The organism is Kitasatospora sp. MAP12-44, from assembly GCF_029892095.1.
Lineage (GTDB): Bacteria > Actinomycetota > Actinomycetes > Streptomycetales > Streptomycetaceae > Kitasatospora.
In genome coordinates, this window is sequence record NZ_JARZAE010000004.1 from 735,190 (window position 1) to 749,651 (window position 14,462).

Below are 14,462 nucleotides of genomic sequence, written 5' to 3' on the forward strand. Positions count from 1 at the left end.
GACTGGTCCCCGGCACACGCGCCGCGCTCGGCCGATCGAGCCGGCTGCCCAAGGGGGATATATGACCGGATACACGACTGGGTATATGACCTGGCAGGACATGGACGAGGATCCGAGCAGGCTACCGCAACAGGCTCTGGCGGCGATGCCCGAGCCGGGCGGCGCCACCACCCCGCAGGAGCTCGTTCGCCGGCTCCGGGCGTTCAAGGCATGGTCGGGCAACCCGTCGCTGCGCGAACTCGAGCGCCGCACCGGCCTTCCGCGTAGCACCGTCTCGGGAGACCTGAGCCCTCAGCGAAGCCGCCTGCCGCCCCTGCAACGGGTGTTGACGCTGGCCACCGCCTTCGGCGCGTCCGCCGAGGAGCTCGCCCGCTGGCGGTCCGCCTGGCAGTGCATCCAGATGCGGCAGCAGTCGGCTGAACCACCCGTGCCGGCTCCGCACGCCGCCGTCTTCAGCCGCGCCCTCCGCGCCGCCCGCGGCGTCACGCTCCGTGAATGGCGCGCCCGAGCCGGAGGCAGCGGTCACCCGGAGGCAGCGGTCACCCAGCGGAATAGTTGAAGAATGAACTATGTTGACTCGTGCAGGGTGCCACGCGGCACCCCCGGGCTTCGCGAGAGCTCCCGGACCGCTCGAAAGGACACGAGTTGAACACCGCCGCAAACCACCCGCAGATCGACGTCCGCCGGGCCGGCGAGCGCCTCGCCACGAAGATCGACTGGCTGGACTCCAAGCACTCCTTCTCCTTCGGCGGACACTACGACCCCGCCAACACCCACCACGGACTGCTGCTCGTCAACAACGACGACATCGTCAAGCCCGGCAGCGGCTTCGAGACCCACCCGCACCGCGACATGGAGATCGTCACCTGGGTGATGCAGGGCTCCCTGGTCCACCAGGACTCCACCGGCCACTCCGGCGTGATCTACCCAGGACTCGCCCAGCGCATGAGCGCCGGCACCGGCATCCTGCACTCCGAGAAGAACGACTCCTGGCGCCTGAGCGGAGCCGACACCCACACCGACCCCGTCCACTTCGTCCAGATGTGGGTCGTCCCCGACGAACGCGGCATCACACCCGGCTACGAACAGCTCGAAATCGACAACGAACTGCTGTCCGGCGCCCTGATCCCGGTCGCCTCCGGGATGGACAAGCACGACGGCGCGTCCGCGATCCGCATCAAGAACCGCTACGCGGCGCTGCACGTGGCCCGCCTGCAACCCGGCCAGAGCATCGAGCTGCCCGACGCCCCCTTCGTGCACCTCTTCGTCCCGCGCGGCAACGTCGCCCTGGAAGGCGTCGGCCCGCTGGCCGCCGGCGACGCCGTGCGCTTCACCGCGATCGGCGGGCAGAGGGTCACCGCGGTCGAACCGGCGGAGATCCTGGTCTGGGAGATGCACGCCACCCTCGCCCAGTGACGGCCTACTGGGCCAGGTAGCCGCCGTCGACGGGCAGGACGGCTCCGGTGATGAACGACGCCTCGGGTGAGGCCAGGAAGAGGACGGCCGCCGCGACCTCCGCCGGTTCGCCGAGGCGGCCCATCGGGTGCAGCTTCTCGATCGCCGCCAAGTACGCGGCGCCGCCCGGCTCCTGAGGGAGCCGGGCGACCCGCTCCGTGCGGATGGTGCCGGGGGCGACGGCGTTGACCCGGATGCCCCGGTCGGCCCACTCGACGGCGAGGTGCTTGGTCAGCCCGGAGGCGACGAACTTCGCGGGCCCGTACACCGCCTGCCCGCGCTGCCCGGCCTCGCCGGAGATCGACGAGATGCAGACGATCGCGCCCCCACCGCCGTGCGCCGTCATCGCCTCGATCGCGTACTTGCAGGTGAGGAACATGCCCCGCCCGTCCACCGCCATGACCCGGTCGAAGTCCTCGCCGTCCGCCTCGGTGATCTCCATCAGCGGGAGCACTCCCGCGTTGGCCACCGCGACGTCCAGCCGCCCGTACCGTTCGACGGCGGCGTCGACCATCCGCCGTACGTCGGGCGCCTGCGAGACGTCGCCGACCACCGTCGTGGTCCCCGGCAGCTGCTCGGCAAGCCGGTCGAGCCCCGGGCCGTCGAGGTCGGTGGCGACGACGCGCGCGCCCTCGGCGGCGAAGCGGACGGCCACGGCCCGGCCGATCCCGCTGGCTGCGCCGGTCACCAGGCAGACCTGGTCGCGGATGGTCATGGCGAGATGCCTGCCACCGGCCGGGCCGGGCGAAACCACCCGATCGGGTGGAGCACTCGACCTCCGCGCGGGCGCGCCTAACCAGCCGACCGTTCGGGGCCGGCGTCGGCCCGGCGAAGCCGGTGGGTGACGGCGAAAACCCACGGGATGCCGAAGAGCACGACGAGCACCAGGCCGAGCACGATCGGCGCGGGACGGGCCGCGCCCAGCCCGAGGCAGCCGACGGCCGCCGCAGCACAGATGCGCGCCAGCGGGCGGTACAACTCGTGCTTGCTGCGCCAGACTTCAAGGCCGCCGGCCACCAGCATCGTGCTGCACAGGACGACCGCGGCGCCGCCGCAGAGCACCCAGGACGTGGCGGCGGCGGTGCGTGCCGCGTGGGCGTGCTCGACGAGACCCACCATCGCCGCACCCATCGCGGCCACCGCGGCCGTGAGCGGCAGATGGGCGAGCATCCACTGCGCGGTGACGGCCGCGGTCCGCCGGGGCTCACGATGGCCGGCGAAGTCGAAGTACGTCCACCAGGCTCCGAATCCGACCACGACGGCGATCAGCGCGACAGCGATGGTGAGCGCACTGACCGGCTCGGCCGCGAGCCCGCTCACCACACCGGTGACGGTCTCCCCCAACACGATGATGATGAGCAGCCCGAACCGTTCGATGAGCGCGTCGGTGATGGTGAGCGTGACGCCCGCGCCCGGCACCGCCCCGAGGATCACGGCGGCCAAGCCGACCAGGTAGGCGACGTCCAGCAGCCCCCACGCCCATACCCGCGAGGCGGCGGGGAGCAGCGCGCTGGTGCCGAGGATGACGGCGCAGCAGACGGTTCCGGTGATGAAGATCCTGGTGGAGCGGCGGTACTCGGGCCGGTCTCCGCGCGAGGCCAGCAGCCACAGCACCGCCAGGACCGCGAACAGGCTCCCCGCCGTGACGGCGAACGCCGCTCCGCGCGCGCCACCCGCCTCCGGGATGAAGGACCCCAGCAGGACGAGGAGCAGGATCTGCAGCAGGAAGGTGCTCCGGGCCCGGGCGTCCTCGCGGCCGTGCAGCTCATGGTGCAGGCTCCCGTTGACCCAGGCGATCCACACCAGCCCGAACACCGCGGCGTACTCCCCCAGGCCGCGCCGACTGAGCTCGCCCGCGAGGTGGTGGGCCGCCTGTGCGACCAGCACGACCACCACCAGGTCGTAGAAGAGCTCCAGCGGGCCGACGACGCGCTCGCTCGGCTGCTCGCCGTGGGGACGCGGCGGCTGCCACAACTGCCGCCGCAGCCGCAGCCAGAAGCTCGGCTCGCCGGTCGCGCCGGGGGCGTCTTCGTCCGTCATCCGGTGACACTCCCACGGTCGGTGCGGCGGCCCCGCAGGCTCAGGGCGCGCAGGGGCGGGTCTCGCTCCAGTCGACCATCAGCCGGCGCTCGGCGCGCGTGGTCCGCCGGAGGTGGCCTCAGGTCCGCAGGGTCTTCATGGCCGCCGTCCAGGCCTCCAGCTGCTCGAAGAGCTTGGTCACCGCGGCGTCGTGGTGCTCTGCGGGCTTGAAGATGGCGAGGTCCTCGAAGTCGGAGAACAGCGAGAAGCACAACTGCTGGTTGACGTGGGCGAGTTGGAGTGCGCTGGCGATGCTGCGCAGGTGCTCGACGGCACGGACGCCGCCCAGGACGCCGTAGGAGACGAAGGCGGCGGCCTTGTTGTTCCACTCGGCGTAGGCGAAGTCGAGTGCGTTCTTCAGCACGCCGGGGATGGAGTGGTTGTACTCGGGCGTGACGAAGACATAGCCGTCGAACTCGGCGATCTTGGCACCCCAGTCCTTGGTGTGCTCCTGCTGGTACTGGCCCATGGACGGCGGCAGCGGCTCGTCCATGTGCGGCAGGGGCCAGTCGGCGAGGTCGACCAGCTCGTACTCGGCGCCGGTGCGGGCGACCGCGCGGTCGACGATCCAATCCGCCACCGCCTTGCCGTTGCGGCCGGGGCGGGTACTGCCGAGGATCACGGCGATCCTGAGGGTGTTCGCGGTGGTCATGATGACCTCCCATAGCTTGAACCTTCAAGTCAAATCCTAGACCCATGGACTTGAAGGTTCAAGCTGACCTCCCGGATGCGTCCAGACTCAGGCCACGCTCAGGCCAAGCTCAGGCCAAGCCGAGCTGGGCGGCGACGACGGAGCCCTCCGCGTAGCAGTCGAAGCGCTTGATCTTTCCGTCGACCAGCTCGAAGACGTCGCAGCACGGCGCGTCCATGCGCTTGCCGGTCGCGGGGACGGTGCCCGCGGGCAGCTCCAGCGGGCCGAGGTGGGTGCCCTGCAGCCGAAGCTGCACGATCACCATATCGCCGGTGAGGTAGAACCGCTCGAGCTCGCGGTGCATGTCGGGGAACGCCTTCGCGTAGACCTCGACCGTCTTGCCGAGCTCCTCCGCGCCGCGATAGGTGAGCGGGATCGACATATCCGTGAAGGTCCCGTCCTCGGTGAAGGCCGCGACCCAGCCGGCGACGTCTCGCTCCTCAGCGGCCTGGTAGGCGTTGCGAATGATCTTCTCGTTGTCCAGTGACATTTCGGTTCTCCTGGTTCGTGCGGCCGATGCCGCCTGCCGTCGGAGGGTTGAGTACCCGATGCGCCTGTCCTCAATCACTTTAACCTTCAAGTCATTAGCTGGACAGAGGAGACGACCAAGAACTGGCCAAGGACTGCGTGGTTCAGCGTGCGGGCGAGTCGACGCGCCCCAGGATGCGCTCGGCGTCCTGGCCGAGTCGGCGCAGGCGCTCGCCGGACAGGTTGTCCACCACCAGGTGGCGCACATAGGCCACATGCCCGGGTGCGGCCGATTCGAGCTTGCTCATGCCGGCAGGCAGCAGGATGGCGTTGGTGAAGCGTCCGTCCACCGCGTCCGGCTCGCGCCTGACATAGCCGCGGCGCTCAAGCCGCTTCACGAGGTGCGACAGCCGGGACAGCGACGAGCTGGTGTGCTCAGCCAGCACGCTCATCCGCAGGGTCCGCTGCGGAGCCTCGGACAGCATCGCCAGGGTCATGTACTCGACCATGCTCAGATCCGCATCGCGCACCAGCTGTGCGTCGATGGCCCACGGAAGCCGGGTGATCAGGCGGACCACCGACATCCATGACGCCAACTCGGCGGGCGTAAGCCACAGGTCGGCATGCTCGTCCGCCTGCGGCGAAGGGTCAGGCGTGGTCATTTTTCAGACCCTACCAGCCTCGCCTGCACCGACGACGAGGCTCCAGCCTCACTTGCGGGCCAGCTGGTGTTCCAGCTTCTGGCCCTCGATATCGGGGTTGGGGACGTAGCGGGCGAACCACTGCGGGTGGTACCAGACCTTCGCGCGGACGATCGCCAGCACCGCGGGCACCAGGGTCAGCCGGACCACGAAGGCGTCGAGGAAGACGCCCGCCGCGAAGCTGAAGCCGATGGCCTTGATGGTCGGGTCCTTGCTGAACATGAAGGCCACGAAGATGGAGAACATGATCAGCGCGGCCGCGGTCACCACGCGCGCCGACAGGCCGGTGCCGCGTTGGACGGCGCCCCGGGCGTCACCGGTCTTCGTGTAGTCCTCCTTGATCCGGGAGACGACGAAGACCTCGTAGTCGCTGGAGAGACCGAAGATGATGGCGAGCATGATGATCGGCAGGAAGCTGATCGTCTCGGCCTTGGTGATCCCGAAGAGCTGCTGGCCCCAACCCCATTGGAACAGCGCGACCGTCATGCCGAACGCGGCCGAGACCGACAGCAGGAAGCCGATGATCGACTTGATCGGCACCAGGATCGTCCGGAACGCGAACGTCAGCAGGATGAACGCCAGCCCGACCACGACCGCCAGGAACACCGGCAGCGCCGCCGACAGCTTGGCGGACACGTCGATGTTCGAGGCCGTGACGCCGCCGATGAGGACCTTCGCGCCGCTCGTCCCCTCGATCACGGCCCGGTTGTCGCGCAGGGTGTGCACCAGGTCGGCGGTGGCCGGGTCGCTCGGGCCGGTCGTGGGCACGACGCGGATGACCGCGAGGCCGTTGGACAAGGCCAGTTGGGTGGTCTCGGCGACGCCGTGGATCCCGCTCAGCACGGCCGCCATGGCCTGCGCCGCCGCCGGCGAGCCGACACCGTCCGCGACGACCTGGAGCGGGCCGTTGAAGCCCGGGCCGAAGGCCGCCGTCGTCAGGTCGTACGCCCGACGCGAGGTGTTGGAGGTCGGCTTGGACGAACCACTGGGCAGCCCCAGCTGCACGTCCAGGGCCGGCACCGCGAGCAGCAGGAGCAGGGCGACCCCGCCGAGCAGGACCGGGATGCGGTAGCGGACGACGAACCGGGCCCAGGCCGCGCCGAAGGTCCGCTGCGGCGCGGTGGCCGCCGTCACCGCGACGTCCTCGTGGTGCCCAGGGCGCAGCGGCGTGTTGATGAACTTGGTGACCTTCTCCCCCGCGAAGCCGAGCATGGCGGGGAGCAGGGTGAGCGAGATCAGCAGCGCGATGGCCACCGCGGCGGCCGCGGCCAGGCCCATGACGGTGAGGAAGGGGATGCCGACGACGGACAGGCCGCACAGCGCGATGATGACGGTCAGTCCGGCGAACACCACAGAGCTGCCGGCGGTACCCGCGGCCAAGCTGACCGATTCCTCCACCGGGCGGCCTTGCATCAGGTTGTTGCGGTGCCGCGACAGGATGAACAGGCCGTAGTCGATGCCGCAGGACAGGCCCAGCATCAGGGCGACGGTCGTCGAGGCGGAGGCGATGGTGATGACCGCGGCGAGGGCGGTGACGCCGGTCAGCGTGATGACCACGCCGATCACCGCAGTCAGGATCGGCAGTCCGGCGGCCACGAGCGCGCCGAAGGTGATCAGCAGGATGATGAACGCGACGACCAGGCCGATGATCTCCGGCAGCTCCGAGGGAACGACCCGCCAGCCCGGGTAGACACTGCCGGAGTACTCGACCTGGACGCCCGCGCCCCGGGCCGGAGTGACGGCGGCCTGCACCGCGTTGAGCGTGGCGTCCTTGACGTCCGCGGGCTGTGCGGTGAACTGCACCTGGCCGAGCGCGACCGACCCGTTCGGGGAGATCGCCTTCGCCCGGAACGGGTCGGTGACCGAGGCCACCTGCGCCACCTTGGCAAGGTTGGCGGTCGCGGCCTCGATCCCGGCCCGCGGCCCGGGATCGGTGACCTTGACCGTCCCGTGCGTGGCGAAGACGACTTGCATCTGACCGCCGGCCAGGGCCGGCAGCTTCGCCTTGAGCAGGTCGGCGACCTGCTGCGACTCGGTGCCGGGGATGGTGAAGTTGTCGTTCGTCTTGCCGCCGCTCGCCACGGAGCCCACGATCGTGGCGAGCGCGGCGAGGAGCCACAGGCTGAGCACCAGACGCCGTCGCCGGAACGCCCACTGGGCCAGACGGAACAAGTAGGTCGACACGCGCTCACCGTCACACGCAGCGCCCCCGCCCCGCCCGCCGGGCTGCGCCGTCCGGGGCGCCTCCTGGCCCGGCCGGCGCGGTGGCGACCGGTCAGCCGGTCCTGCTCGGGAGGCCGTCCTCCGCGTGGCCGGTGAAGCTGCTGCTGGGCCACACCGTCGCCGGCTGGACCGGAACCGCCCTGGTCGTCACCGGCACTACCGTCGCGGGCATCGCGTTCGCGGCCGGGGACGCCGTGGGGCTCTCCTGCGGCCTGGTCATCGTCGCCTTCGGTGCGCTCGCCGCCTGGCTGCTGCACCTGGCCGGGTGGGGCAAGGCCACCGGCCCCCGTCCTCCCGGCGCCCGCCACTGGCGCACCCGCGACGCCGCGACGCGCCGGGGTCACCCCGGCTGCCTCGGCTGCCGCCTCGCCGGTCGCACTGCGGGCGCCGCCGCCGCACCCGCTCCCCTTCGGGCCCGCGAGCGGAGCAGGGAGCGGGCCGGAGCGCGAAGTTGACCCCCGATCGGAGAGCCGGAGTACCGCTCAGCCGACTACGAGCGGCGCTGTCGGGCGAGCAGCCCGGCGGCGACGAGCCCGCCGACGCCCGGGCCCCACGCCCAGCGGAGCCACGGGAATTGGCTGAGCGGGCCACTGTCGGCGCCTACCGCGATCGCCGCTGCGATCTGGGCGAGGAACAGCGCCAGAATCCAGTGGCGCGGCGGCGCGAGGGGGCGCCGTCGACCGCGCAGGATGACCGCTGACCAGAGCCCGAAGAACAGCGCGAGGTACGCCATCACGCCGACCAGCCGGTAGTCATCGTCCAACGCCATCGGCGGCGAACACCCCTCGTCGTAGCCGACACCCTGATAGCTGACCGACATGCAGTCGATACCGGTCACCCAGCTTCCCGTCAGCTCCGCGCCCGGGTGGATCGCGTCCAGTGCCCGGACGTCCTTCGACAGGGTGAACTCGTAGGTGTCCGAGCCGGGGATGTCGAGGTACACGGCGGTGCCGTTCCCCGACCGGCCCGGTGCCACGTGATCGACGGAGACGGTCTCGGTGACCTGGCAGTGCGGCGGGTCCACGGCCAGGGAGCCGCACGGCGGGCTGGAGCGGTACACCGCCAGGTCGGCCCGGTCGTGCCGGATGCCGGGCAGCAGGCCCAGCACCACGACCGCCGCCAGCAGCAGGCCCAGCGCGCCCTGCCAGTAGCCGCTGAGCCGACCTGTCGCCCGCCCGCCGCGCAGCACGGGTCGCTCCGCCAACACCCTCGACGCCAATACCCTCGGCGCCGGCACCCTCGGCGCCGCGTCCGGCAGACCGGCGTTGAGCTGCCAGGCCGACTTGATCCGTTCGAGCTTGGCCGTGAGATCCGGGTCCTGGACCATCAGCATCGCCAGGGACAGCGGCCGGCCCTGGCGGAGCTCGACCCGCACGGCCCGCGTCCGCTGCGGGGCGATCGTGATGCCGACCACCTCGGGCCAGCCGGCGGAGCGGACGAACACCCCGAACCACCGTGTGCGCAAGCCCTGTTGGCTCACCGTCGTGTTACTGCCCACCAGGTACAGCAACAGAAAGCCGCCGAGTAGCGCACCGACCAGCGCAGCCGCAAGCGGCCTGCCGCCCGAGAGCTTAAGGCCCAGCAGCACGCCGAGCCCGATCGAAAGCAGCACCGCCAGCGCGGAACCCGGCCGCAGTGCGGCCGGCACGCGGTACACCACTGTCTCCACAGCCGGACGGTACGCCCGTCGACCGCTGTTGGCGAGACATCCGACAACCTGCCTGCGTACCAGACCCGTTGATATGGAGGGCGTGACAGGCCCTGGACAACGAATCGGTCAAGCTTTCGCCGACCGGTCTCCGACCGCGCCCGCACCGTGATCAAGTCTCCCTCGCCGGGCGCCGCCGAGCAGGATCCCCTTGCCGCGGCGGCGCCGTGAACGGTCAATGACGACTGGGAGGTTCTGTTGTCGGCACCACTGCGCACCAGGCGATGGCTCACGATCTGCGCCCTCGCCGCCACCCTGGGACTGGTCGGCTCACCAGCCGGCGCCACCCCGCTGCATCCCCCACTGCATCCCCCACTCGGGTCTCCGCAACCAGGCTCCACCGTACGGCCGTTGGACAGCAGCAAGGGTGACGGCGGCGGCGAGGCCGACGAGATCCAGGAGGGCGCGGACCAGCGCGCCGAGGCCCGCACCTCCCCCGGCACCGTCGCCCCCGGCGCCTTCGGGGCCGCCTGGAACGCGATGCAGGCACTGCCGGACACCGGCGGCGACTGGAACCACCTCACCGGCCTGCCGTACAACTCCGACGACCCCCGCTACCGCGACGTCTCCTCCAACTCCAGTGCGGGGATGGGCAATGTCACCGGCCGGATGGCGGCCGTGGCGGCCGACGCCTCCGGTCACGTCTACACCGGCAGCGCCGGCGGCGGCGTCTGGCGCTCCTCGGTCGGCGGCGGCCAGTGGCAGCCGATCAGCGACCAACTGCCCACCCAGGCAACGGGCGCACTGGCACTGGACGCCCGAGGCCGGCTCTGGCTCGGCACCGGCGAGGCGACCACCAGCTCGGACGCCTACCTCGGCAGCGGCGTCTACGTACTCGACCACCCCGAGCACGGCACCTTCAGCACGCGCAGCCGGGTCGGCGGCGCCGAGCTGGACAGCACCACCATCCACGAACTGCGCTTCGGCGGCGACACGGTCTGGGCCGCCACCAGCAAGGGCGTCTGGAGCCACTCCACGACCGACCTGCGCGGCCCGTGGACCCTGGAGTTCGCCCCCAACCCGGCCTATCTGCCGGGCGGTTCGCTCGCCAATGACCCGAGCGCCCCGTACAAGAACATCACCAACGACATCGCGATCGACCCCAAGGATCCCTCCAAGGTGGTCCTCGCCGTGGGTTGGCGCAGCGGTGACAGCTACAACGGCTTCTACAGCAAGGCAGCGGACGGCAGTTGGCAGCGGCTGAGCTCGCTGGGCGACCTCCCGACGGATGCCGCGAACGTCGGCGAGGTGACGTTCGCCAGCTCGGCCGACGGCTCGCGCTACTACGCCATCGACCAGTCGCCCGCGCTCCAGGCGAGCAATCCGGACAGTGCGCTGGACGGCATCTTCGTCTCCAAGTCCGGTTCCCCGCTGGGCCCCTGGACACGGATCGCAGACGCCCAGAAGCTCGCCGGGTCCGGCTCCGCACTGACCATGCCCGGCGATCTGCCGGGCCTCCAGTCCTGGTACGACCAGTCGCTGCAGGTCGACCCGACCAACCCCGACCACGTCTACGCCGGTCTGGAGGAGGTCTTCGAGACCTCCGACGGCGGCTCGAACTGGAACACGGTCGGGCCGTACTGGAACTTCAACTTCCCCTGCTGGAGCATCGATCCGACCAAGCAGAGCGGCAGCTGCCCGCAGACCACGCACCCCGACCAGCACGCGCTGGCGGTCGGCAGCTACCACGGCAAGCCGTACGTCCTCGCCGGCAACGACGGCGGCATCTACCGCCGCCCGCTGGACGGCTCGGTGGACGCCTCGGGCCACGCCACCGACTGGACCTCGCTGAACGACGGGACCATCGACACCCTGCAGTACTACTCGGTGGGCGTCGGCACGGACCTCGACTTCGGCGGAGTCGCGGTCAACGGCGGTCTGCAGGACAACGGCCAGTCGATGCTGCGCGGCCGCGACACGGTGATGGGCTCCAACTTCGGCGGTGACGGCGGCGACACCCTGACCGACCCTGACAACGGCTGCAACATCGCCCAGGAGTACGTCTACCTGGCGATCAACGTCACCCAGAACTGCGCCGTCAACGACGGTAGTTACCTGATCGACCCGAGCAAGGCGACCACCTTCTCGGTGGCCCCGCCGGACAACGCCCTCGCCGGCGCCGGCGCCCGCTTCATCGCACCGCTGGCCGCCGACGAGCAGAACGGCAATCTCTGGATAGCGGGCGGCCGGCACGTCTGGGTGCAGAACCAGGGCTACGCCATCCGCAGCTCCAGCGCCTGGAGCAGCGCCTTCGACCTCGGCGCCGGCCACGTCGCCACCGCGGTCGCGGCCTCCGGCGGCAAGGTCTACGCGGCCTGGTGCGGACCGTGCGACAGCGTGGGCTTCGCCCGCGGCATCGCGGTGGGCAACGCGGACGGCACCGGCTGGCAGCAGCTGAACCTGCCCGTCGACGCCACCGTCCCCAACCGCTACCTCTCCGGGCTGGCCATCGACCCGGCCGACGCCGACCACGTCTTCCTCACCGTCAACGGCTTCTCCCGCCAGTGGACGGCCGGTCCGGGCGCCGGAGTCGGCCACGTCTTCGAGTCGAAGGACGCCGGGGCCCACTGGACCGACATCTCCGCCAACCTGCCGGACGTCCCGGCGGACTCCCTGGTCATCACCAAGGCCGGCGGACTGGCGCTGGGCACCGACCTCGGCGTCCTCTACCGCGCCCCGGGCCGCACCGGTTGGCAGCGTGTGAGCGAACTGCCGGCCGTCGCCGTCGACCAGCTCAAGATCGGACCGGACGGGCGCCTCTACGCGGCCACCCACGGCCGCGGCATCTGGTCCATCTCCCTGCGGAACTAGCGGGACAGCGGGACTGACGGGACACCAGGACTGACGAGCCCAGCGGCGACCGGCCCACCGGAGAGGACGGGCCGGTCGCCCTGCTGTGGGGCCGTCAGTGAGCGCCGCCCGTCCCCGAGTCGGCCTCGGCGATGAGCAGAGCGACGTCGTCGTGGTCGTCGGGGCGGCGCAGGGCGGTCAGCAGCCGGTCGCAGGTGGCCTCCAGGGGGCGCCGCGGCTCGGCGAGCAGGTCGAGGAGGACCTGCAGGCGGGCGTCGATGGGCTGGTCGCGGGTCTCGACCAGGCCGTCGGTGTACAGCACCAGCCGGTCCCCGGGCTCAAGGTCGAAGCTGGTGGCCTCGAAGGGGACGCCCCCGACTCCCAGCGGTGCGCTGGTGGGCAGGTCGAGCAGCACGGGGGCGCGCCCGGGGCGGACCAGGACAGGCGGCAGATGGCCCGCCGTGGCGATGCGGATCCGTGCCCGGTGCGGGTCGAAGACGGCGTAGACGCAGGTGGCGATGGTCTCTTCCAGGCCCTGGGTGATGTGGTCCAGGTGATGGAGCACTTGGGCGGGGTCGAGGTCGAGGCCGGCCAAGGTGCGGGTGGCGGTGCGGAGTTGTCCCATGGTGGCGGCGGCGTTGATGCCGCTGCCCATGACGTCGCCGACGACCAGGGCGGTGCCGTCGCCGGACACCGGGATGGCGTCGAACCAGTCACCGCCCACCTCCCCGGCTGCCGCCGCGGGTTGGTAGCGGTAGGCGACGGTGAGGCCCACGGGTTGGGGTGGCTGGTGCGGCAGGAGGTGCCGCTGCAGGGTCAGGGCGGCATGGCGTTGGGTCTGGTACCAGCGGGCGTTGTCGATGCACACGGCGGCGCGGGCGGCCAGTTCGCCGGCCAGGACGACGTCGTCGTCGCCGAAGGGCAGCGGGTTGTGCGTGCGTTTGAGGTCGAGGACCCCGAGGACCTCGCCGCGGGCGATCAGGGGCACGGCCAGGTACGAGTGCAGACCGGCCTGCGCCAGCAGGGCGGCGGCCTCGTCGTCGCGGGCGATGTGCCGCAGGTCGCGCGGCTCGACGCGCGCCACCAGGACCGGCTGGCCGGTGGTCACGCACCGGGTGACCAGGCGGTCGGCGTCGTACTTGGCGATCTCGCCGGTGGGATCGGCGGCCCGGACGGCGTCGGTGGGGTAGGCCGCCGCGACCGCCAGGGCGCGGAACGTCGCGGTGGCGGCAGGCCCGGAGCCGGCCTGGCGTCCGTTCAGGACCGAGTCGAGGACGTCCACCGCGGCGACGTCGGCCAGGTCGGGAACGACGAAGTCGGCGAGTTCCCGGGCGGTCCGGTCGAGATCGAGAGTCGTACCGATACGCACGGTCGCGCGGGCGATGAGGGCGAGCCGGCGCCGGGCCGCGGCCGCCTCGGTGGCCGCGCGGTGCTGGTCGGTGACGTCCACCACGGAGGTCGCCAGGCCGATCACCCGCCCGGTGCGGTCCTCGAGCCGGTAGTACGACGCCCGCCAGGCGTGCTCGACGTCCGGGTCGGCGCGGGTGCGGCCGACGGTGAACTGGTCCACCAGAGCCTTTCCGGTGGCCAGGACCTGGCGCATCGCGGCCTCGATGGCCTCGACGTCCAGGAACGGCAGTGCCTCGCGGGCGGTGCGGCCGAGGTGCCTGTCGGCGGGCAGGCCGTTGATCTGTTCGAGCGCCGGGTTGACCAGCACGTAGCGCAGGCCGGTGGTCAGCACGGCCAGCCCGATCGGGGACTGGGCCACCAGGCGGGCCGACAACGCCAGGTCCCGTTCCACGCCGCGCAGCGTGGCCTCGTCGGCGGCGATCCCGAGCGCGTAGCGGCCGCCGCGCTGGTCCTGCAGGCGCATGTTGCGGAACTCCATCGGCCGGATGCGGCCGTCCTTGCACCGCACGGGGAAGACCCCCGCCCAGCTTCCGCTGCCCTCCATGACCTCGACGAACAGCTCCAGGACCGCGCCGACGTGCTGCTCGGCCACCAGGACCTCGGCGGCGTGCCGGCCCAGCACCTCCTCGGCGCTCCAGCCGAACAGCTCCTGGGCCTGCGGGCTCCACAGCACGATCCGCCCGTCGGCGTCCAGCACCGCGGCGGCCAGGCTCAGCACGTCCAGCAGGCCACCGGGCTCGGACGGCACCACCTCGGAGGGCACCGCCTCGGGCGGCGCCACCTCGGTCGGTCCGGGCTGGGCCCCGGACGCAGGGGCCGCACCGGACGCATCGGACGTGCTCATCGCAGGCCCTCCTTCCCGCCCGCCCCAGCTGGCCACCGGTCGTCGTCTCGCTTTCACGTCGGTGTCCTCCATCGTCCCTCCGCACCGGCCCAC

12 protein-coding genes are annotated in these 14,462 nt (G+C 71.5%); 4 read left to right on the forward strand and 8 right to left on the reverse strand.

Annotated elements, in window-relative coordinates; genetic code table 11:
* Nucleotides 1–85 precede the first annotated feature (85 nt).
* Nucleotides 86–559 carry a helix-turn-helix transcriptional regulator gene (locus P3T34_RS04180; RefSeq protein WP_280664604.1) on the forward strand — a complete coding sequence of 158 codons (474 nt, stop codon included), beginning with the start codon at nt 86–88 and terminating at the stop codon, nt 557–559.
* 86 nt (nt 560–645) lie between these two features.
* Nucleotides 646–1,416, forward strand: coding sequence for a pirin-like bicupin family protein (locus P3T34_RS04185; protein ID WP_280664605.1), 771 nt, complete (start codon nt 646–648; stop codon nt 1,414–1,416).
* Between the two features lie 4 nt (nt 1,417–1,420).
* Here P3T34_RS04185 and P3T34_RS04190 read toward each other — a convergent pair whose 3' ends face one another.
* The 6 genes from P3T34_RS04190 to P3T34_RS04215 all read right to left on the reverse strand — a co-directional run bounded on the left by P3T34_RS04190 (nt 1,421) and on the right by P3T34_RS04215 (nt 7,578).
* Nucleotides 1,421–2,170: an SDR family NAD(P)-dependent oxidoreductase gene (locus tag P3T34_RS04190; protein WP_280664606.1), complete on the reverse strand. Its 750-nt coding sequence runs from the start codon at nt 2,168–2,170 to the stop codon at nt 1,421–1,423.
* Nucleotides 2,171–2,247: 77 nt separating this feature from the next.
* A complete protein-coding gene (locus P3T34_RS04195; protein ID WP_280664607.1) occupies nt 2,248–3,495 on the reverse strand; it encodes a low temperature requirement protein A in 1,248 nt (415 codons plus the stop codon).
* A 118-nt stretch (nt 3,496–3,613) separates the two neighbouring features.
* Nucleotides 3,614–4,186, reverse strand: a complete 573-nt coding sequence (locus P3T34_RS04200; protein WP_280664608.1) for an NAD(P)H-dependent oxidoreductase — start codon at nt 4,184–4,186, stop codon at nt 3,614–3,616.
* Nucleotides 4,187–4,295: 109 nt separating this feature from the next.
* Entirely contained in the window at nt 4,296–4,715 is a 420-nt protein-coding gene (locus P3T34_RS04205) for a nuclear transport factor 2 family protein (protein ID WP_280664609.1), read from the reverse strand.
* Between the two features lie 142 nt (nt 4,716–4,857).
* A complete protein-coding gene (locus tag P3T34_RS04210) occupies nt 4,858–5,355 on the reverse strand; it encodes a MarR family winged helix-turn-helix transcriptional regulator (protein ID WP_280664610.1) in 498 nt (165 codons plus the stop codon).
* Nucleotides 5,356–5,403: 48 nt separating this feature from the next.
* The gene (locus P3T34_RS04215) at nt 5,404–7,578 is read right to left on the reverse strand and encodes an MMPL family transporter (RefSeq protein ID WP_280664611.1); all 2,175 of its coding nucleotides are present in this window, start codon (nt 7,576–7,578) and stop codon (nt 5,404–5,406) included.
* Nucleotides 7,579–7,709: 131 nt separating this feature from the next.
* Between P3T34_RS04215 and P3T34_RS04220 the strand changes: the two genes are divergently transcribed.
* Nucleotides 7,710–8,072, forward strand: coding sequence for an HGxxPAAW family protein (locus P3T34_RS04220; protein WP_280664612.1), 363 nt, complete (start codon nt 7,710–7,712; stop codon nt 8,070–8,072).
* A gap of 35 nt (nt 8,073–8,107) precedes the next feature.
* Here the strand turns inward: P3T34_RS04220 and P3T34_RS04225 are convergent, their stop codons facing one another.
* Nucleotides 8,108–9,286, reverse strand: a complete 1,179-nt coding sequence (locus P3T34_RS04225; protein ID WP_280664613.1) for a hypothetical protein — start codon at nt 9,284–9,286, stop codon at nt 8,108–8,110.
* A 237-nt stretch (nt 9,287–9,523) separates the two neighbouring features.
* Here P3T34_RS04225 and P3T34_RS04230 point away from each other — a divergent pair, with 237 nt between their 5' ends.
* A complete protein-coding gene (locus tag P3T34_RS04230) occupies nt 9,524–12,136 on the forward strand; it encodes a glycosyl hydrolase (RefSeq protein ID WP_280664614.1) in 2,613 nt (870 codons plus the stop codon).
* Nucleotides 12,137–12,230: 94 nt separating this feature from the next.
* Here the strand turns inward: P3T34_RS04230 and P3T34_RS04235 are convergent, their stop codons facing one another.
* Nucleotides 12,231–14,369, reverse strand: a complete 2,139-nt coding sequence (locus tag P3T34_RS04235; RefSeq protein WP_280664615.1) for a SpoIIE family protein phosphatase — start codon at nt 14,367–14,369, stop codon at nt 12,231–12,233.
* Between the last annotated feature and the right edge of the window lie 93 nt (nt 14,370–14,462).

Bases quoted from the DNA above. Each gene is read 5' to 3' on its own strand.
- P3T34_RS04180 (WP_280664604.1), top strand. From the start codon at position 86: ATGACCTGGCAGGACATGGACGAGGATCCGAGCAGGCTACCGCAACAG.
- P3T34_RS04190 (WP_280664606.1), bottom strand. From the start codon at position 2,170: ATGACCATCCGCGACCAGGTCTGCCTGGTGACCGGCGCAGCCAGCGGG.
- P3T34_RS04195 (WP_280664607.1), bottom strand. From the start codon at position 3,495: ATGACGGACGAAGACGCCCCCGGCGCGACCGGCGAGCCGAGCTTCTGG.
- P3T34_RS04200 (WP_280664608.1), bottom strand. From the start codon at position 4,186: ATGACCACCGCGAACACCCTCAGGATCGCCGTGATCCTCGGCAGTACC.
- P3T34_RS04205 (WP_280664609.1), bottom strand. From the start codon at position 4,715: ATGTCACTGGACAACGAGAAGATCATTCGCAACGCCTACCAGGCCGCT.
- P3T34_RS04210 (WP_280664610.1), bottom strand. From the start codon at position 5,355: ATGACCACGCCTGACCCTTCGCCGCAGGCGGACGAGCATGCCGACCTG.
- P3T34_RS04235 (WP_280664615.1), bottom strand. From the start codon at position 14,369: ATGAGCACGTCCGATGCGTCCGGTGCGGCCCCTGCGTCCGGGGCCCAG.